Below are 5,239 nucleotides of genomic sequence, written 5' to 3' on the forward strand. Positions count from 1 at the left end.
CCCAGTAACAGGGAAAATGCTCTAGTCCTGGTTGTCCGCGTCGCTGAGATTCTTGAAGGTATTGCAGGCGCCGATGGTGCCGTCCTGCAGACCACGCTCCAGCCACTGCTGCCGCTGCTCGGAAGAGCCGTGCGTGAAGCGTTCAGGACTGACGGCCCGTCCGGCCATCTTCTGAAGATGATCGTCGCCGACTGCCGCCGCAGCCTTCATGCCCTCTGCAATGTCACTGGTGTGGACATGACCGCGCTGCTCAGCGGAGTGCGCCCACACACCGGCAAAGCAGTCTGCCTGTAGCTCCAGAGCGACGGAGAGCTGGCTGCGCTGCGCCGGGCGCGCATACATCAGGCGTTGCACATTGCTCTCAATCCCGAGCAGGCGCTGTACATGGTGGCCGATCTCGTGCGTAACAACGTAGGCCTGTGCGAACTCGCTCGTACCGCCGCCGAAGCGCTGGAGCTCCTCCCAGAAGCTGAGATCGATATAGACCTTCTGATCGACCGGGCAGTAAAAGGGGCCAGTGGCTGCCTGCGCCGTACCGCAGCCGGAGTAGGTGGCATCGCGGAAGAGGACAAGCTTGGCATGACGATAGGTCTTGCCGTTCTGCTGGAAGATCTGCTCCCAGGTCTTCTGCGCGTCGTCCAGGGTCCAACTGATGAGCTGCACACTGTGCTTCTCCCCCTGGGTCTCCTCGACGGGACCTGCACTGCGGCGCTCTGCAGGCTGCGAGGGAGCATGACCGGCGCCAAAGAAGCCGCCAAGGAAGTTCCGGCCCGTAACCAGGCTGAGGATCAGCAGAAGGATGAAGCCACCGATGCCGAGGCCACCGCCCATACCGCCGAAACCAAAGCCGCCGCCACCACCGCCGCCGGAGTCGTCGCCTCGCCGGTCTTCAATATCGTCACTGGTGCCGCCAGGTGTCCAGTCCATGATTCATCCCCTATTCCGTAATCTTAGATGCCGCGCAAGGAACCGCAGTGCTGTTCCTTGCGTATCCTTGCCGCATGGCAGCATCCGTGACCGTCCGCTCCGCTGACCCTACACTCCGGCAGGCCATCAGGCTTGCTACGATCTTTGCACTCATCAAGCTTGCCATTCATGTCGGCACGAATCTGCTGGAGCCGGCGATCGGCTATGGCTACTTCCGCGATGAGTTCTATTACCTGATGTGCGGCCGGCACCTGGCATGGGGATATGTGGACCACGGCCCCGTTGTCGCGGTGCAGGCACGGCTGGCGGAGCTCTTGTTCGGGCACTCCCTGACTGGGATCCGCATGTTCTCCGCCCTGGCGGGTGCGGCTCGCGTCTTTCTGACGGGTCTGCTTGCCTGGGCGCTCGGCGGACGCCGGCCGGCGCAGGGCCTGGCGATGCTGTGTGTGTTGTGTGCGCCGCAGTACCTTGGCCTCGACAGTTTTCTCTCGATGAACTCCTTCGAGTCGATGTTCTGGATGATCTGCCTGCTGGCGCTGATCCTGCTGCAGCGAGATCTCTGGCCACCGCAACGGGCGTGGATCGTCCTCGGCGTCTCGGCAGGGCTGGGGCTATTGAACAAGCCCTCGATGATGTTCTTCCTGATCGCCGTAGGACTGGCGCTGCTGTGCACACCGCAGCGTAAGCTGCTGTTCACGCGTCATGCGGCGATGGGCATCGCCCTGCTGCTCCTGATCGCGAGTCCGAACGTCATCTGGCAGGCGATTCATCACTGGCCAACACTGGAGTTTCTGGAGAATGGACGCAAGGACGGGAAGAACATCTCGCTCGGCTTCCTGGCCTTCTTCCTGGCGCAATTCAAAAACGTCAACCCTATCGCGGCCCTCGTGTGGATTCCCGGAGTTGTCTTTCTGCTGCGCCGGGCGCAGTGGCGCTGGCTGGGGCTGACCTGGGTCTTTACCTACGCCATGATGTTTGCCCTGCACGCGAAGGACTACTACCTGGTGCCGGTCTATCCCATCGTCTTTGCAGCCGGTGGTCTGGCATGGGAAACACGCTTCGCCACACGGAAGTCAGTCCACTGGGATCGTCCCATTGCCTTCCCCGTACTGTCAGGCTTGATTGCGCTGTTAGCGATCATCTCGCTGCCAATGGCAATTCCGGTACTCCCGGTGGAGTCATGGCTGCGTTATATGAAGGCGACGCATCTTTACGACAGCTCCACCAATACTGAGACGGACAGTTCCGGAATTCTGCCGCAGTTCTATGCAGACCGTTTTGGATGGGAAGAGCTCTCCGCGAAGATCCGCCCCGCCTACCACTCATTGCCGCCGGAAGACCAACGGAAAGCCGTAGTAACCGCCGGCAACTACGGCGAGGCAAGTTCACTGCTCTTTCTCAATAAACCAGGTGAGATTCCACCCGTGGTCAGTGGACACAATACTCACTTCCTTTGGGGACCGCAGGGTGCTACCGGAGAGGTCGTCTTCTCCATCAATGCAGCGAAGCTTCCGGCCATGCTGGAGTACTACCAGAGCTGCACCGTGGTCGGACATCTGGATCATCCGTACGCGATGCCATTTGAGAACCGGCGAAACATCTACCTCTGCCGGAACAGGAAGAAGAATCTGACCGAAGATTGGGCGAGCTTCAAGTTCTACTACTAAAACAGTTAAAAGTTGAAAGTTAAAAGTTGAAGAGGTACGGCAGTGGTTAGATGAAGTGCTTGCCTGCCTTATAACAAGAGCTGGCTGGCGCTTGCCAATTGTYGGTGGAACTCTGTAGCGTCCTTGCTGTCCCCATGTCTTACATCGTTGCGCTTGCCGCGTTTGCGGGAATCCATTTTCTCGGTATGGCCTCGCCCGGGGCTTCGTTTGTGAATACACTGCGGGCCTCGACGCAGTATTCGCGTGGAGTCGCTCTGTTTCATGCGCTGGGGTTGGCCGGCGCTGCCTTCGTCTGGGCGCTGGCGGCAGTGCTGGGCTTGCAGAGTGTTTTGATGACCGTGCCTGGACTCTTTCGCGGGCTGCAACTCTTTGGCGGCGTCTACCTCATGTGGCTGGCGGTGAATGCGTGGCGTCATGCCAACTTCCCTGCACACCAACGTGCCTCGCTGGAACTTGGCGCAACCACCACCAGGTTTGCTTTGTTCCGGAGAGGTCTGCTGACCAACTTGGGAAATCCGAAGGTGATGATCTTCTTTGCCAGCGTCTTTGCCGCGGTGCTGCATCCCGAGTGGCCGATGTGGATACGGTTCGCGGCAGCCCTTCTGGTGTTTGCCGATGAGTTCATCTACTACAGCAGCCTGACGCTGTTGCTCTCCACACGCCATGCGCAACAGACCTACCGGCATGCCAAGCCCGTCATCGACCGCGTCGCGGGAACAGCGCTGCTGCTGTTTGCGTTACGGCTCTTCTACCGAGCACTCGAAAGCTGATTCCGTACACTGAAACACATGCATTATGTTGCCGCACTGCTTGCACTGGCCGGCGTTCATCTGCTCGCCGTCGCCTCGCCCGGACCCGCCTTTGTTGCCACCATGCGCGTCTCCATGCAACACCGCCGGCCAGTCGCCGCTGCACATGGCTTCGGATTGGGCTTTGCCGCGTTTCTATGGGGCGCGGCTGCGGTCTTCGGCGTGCAGATCATCCTGGCCAAGGCGGAGTGGCTCTATCGCATCATGCAGTTCGCCGGCGGCATGTACCTCTGCTACATCGGCGTGCAGTCCTGGCGTCACGCAAAGTCGAAAACGTCTAACGGCGCCGCCACCACGGCGGCTCCCGATATGTCGGTCGGCGCTGCCTTCCTACGCGGGCTTACGTTGAACCTCGCCAACCCGAAGGTCATTGTCTTCTTTGCCAGCATCTTTACGGCGGTGCTGCAGCCTTCGTGGCCACTGTGGCTGCGCGGCATCGTGCTGGCGATCGTGTTCGTAGACGAAGCCGGATACTACATTGGGTTGTCGCTGCTGCTCTCCACCCAGAAGGCACAGGCAGCGTATCGGCGCGCTAAGACCGGCATTGAACGCACGGCCGGTGCGGCGATGTTTACGTTCGGCGGGAAGCTGATCTACTCGGCCACCAGCAAATAGATTTGAATCGAGCTGTTCTTCGGCTTTAGCGAGGATCAGAGGATATGGAGAGAAGCGGATTTCTCCGCTACGCTGCCAAATGACAAATAAAATGTCGTGCAGCGTTCTCAAAGAGAGTGATCCCAACTCTTTATCCTACAAACGGGGTCAGCACTTCGACCGCTCCGCCGACATGGCGACGGAAGCTGTGTAGTTCTTTCGCGTTCTGGTCGAGGAGTCGAACGATAATGGCGTCGTCCTTCGCTTCAAAGTCGGTGAAGCCGAGAACCTTGCTGCCCCAGGGACCACGCTTCTTCGGATCGGTCGTCCAGTCAACGAGCTCCGCTCCGCCGCCTCCCGAAATGACAAACGACGTTGGATGCCCGGCAAACTCCAGGTGTTGCAGGTCGTGGTCGTGGCCGGTGAGATAGAAATCCACCTTAGCGCCACGTAGCAGGTCATCCCAGCGCTTGATCAGCAGATGGTTGTCCTTATGGATGCCATTGCTGAAAAGTGGATGATGTGCGACGACGGCGACGAAGGGCGTGGTGCGCGGCTTGGCGAGTTCCTGCTTGAACCACTCCTCCTGCTCGTCCCGGTGCTCGCGCTTCATCGTGAAGGACCAGGGCCATGGATCACTCTTCGTTCCCGGCAGGTTCGAGTCCAGGCAGATAAAGGTCACGATCGGCTTCGCCTGTGGCCAGGTAAAGGTGTACCAACGCGACGGCATGTACCAGCGGGTCCCCTGGTGGTTCTTAGCGTAGCCGAGCTGCATCTCAACCTTGTTGCCGATCTTGTACTCGTAGTCGTGGTTGCCCAACACGGCATAGGCCGGCCCTGGAAAATGCGACTTCGGATACATCTGCTCAAACTGGCTCTGCCAGCGGGGGGAGTCATCACTGAGCGTGCCGTACCAGTTATCGCCCAGCATAAAGAGGCTCTCCGGGTGAATCTGACGAACGTCGACGTAGCTCTTCATTCCGTTGGCCGTGGCCACCTGCTGTTCGAGATACTTGTCGGTGCCCCAATCTCCGAGCATCAGCATATGGGCGGCATCGCGATCCGGAGCGGGTGACGGAAGCTGTCCAAAGACAGCGCGCGGCTGAATCGCCGCCAAGGCGGAGAAGGCCACCGTCTGCTTCAAAAACGATCGCCGGGATATGGAACCAGTCTTGCTCATCACTTCCTCATCAGACGCAGAAAACCGCGGGCGCGTCACCTATTAAATTGCCGGCTTGGCCC

At 59.5% G+C, this 5,239-nt stretch carries 5 protein-coding genes; 3 read left to right on the forward strand and 2 right to left on the reverse strand.

Annotation, left to right across the window (positions count from 1 at the left end; genetic code table 11):
- Positions 1–21: 21 nt before the first annotated feature.
- On the reverse strand, positions 22–927 hold the full coding sequence (gene ypfJ / locus AB4043_RS13545; RefSeq protein WP_442299945.1) for a KPN_02809 family neutral zinc metallopeptidase: 906 nt from the start codon (positions 925–927) through the stop codon (positions 22–24).
- Positions 928–974: 47 nt separating this feature from the next.
- Here ypfJ and AB4043_RS13550 point away from each other — a divergent pair, with 47 nt between their 5' ends.
- From AB4043_RS13550 to AB4043_RS13560, 3 genes are all read left to right on the forward strand, one after another.
- Positions 975–2,594: an ArnT family glycosyltransferase gene (locus AB4043_RS13550; protein ID WP_442307274.1), complete on the forward strand. Its 1,620-nt coding sequence runs from the start codon at positions 975–977 to the stop codon at positions 2,592–2,594.
- Positions 2,595–2,728: 134 nt separating this feature from the next.
- A complete protein-coding gene (locus tag AB4043_RS13555) occupies positions 2,729–3,364 on the forward strand; it encodes a LysE family translocator (RefSeq protein WP_442299947.1) in 636 nt (211 codons plus the stop codon).
- A gap of 18 nt (positions 3,365–3,382) precedes the next feature.
- Positions 3,383–4,018, forward strand: a complete 636-nt coding sequence (locus tag AB4043_RS13560; protein ID WP_442299948.1) for a LysE family translocator — start codon at positions 3,383–3,385, stop codon at positions 4,016–4,018.
- A 130-nt stretch (positions 4,019–4,148) separates the two neighbouring features.
- Here AB4043_RS13560 and AB4043_RS13565 read toward each other — a convergent pair whose 3' ends face one another.
- Complete coding sequence (locus AB4043_RS13565; RefSeq protein WP_442299949.1) at positions 4,149–5,177, reverse strand: metallophosphoesterase; 1,029 nt, start codon at positions 5,175–5,177, stop codon at positions 4,149–4,151.
- Positions 5,178–5,239: the final 62 nt, after the last annotated feature.

It is taken from the genome of Terriglobus sp. YAF25 (assembly GCF_052113305.1).
GTDB lineage: Bacteria > Acidobacteriota > Terriglobia > Terriglobales > Acidobacteriaceae > Terriglobus.

Coding starts and splice junctions, on each gene's coding strand:
- ypfJ (WP_442299945.1), bottom strand. CDS start 927: ATGGACTGGACACCTGGCGGCACCAGTGACGATATTGAAGACCGGCGA.
- AB4043_RS13555 (WP_442299947.1), top strand. CDS start 2,729: ATGTCTTACATCGTTGCGCTTGCCGCGTTTGCGGGAATCCATTTTCTC.
- AB4043_RS13560 (WP_442299948.1), top strand. CDS start 3,383: ATGCATTATGTTGCCGCACTGCTTGCACTGGCCGGCGTTCATCTGCTC.
- AB4043_RS13565 (WP_442299949.1), bottom strand. CDS start 5,177: ATGAGCAAGACTGGTTCCATATCCCGGCGATCGTTTTTGAAGCAGACG.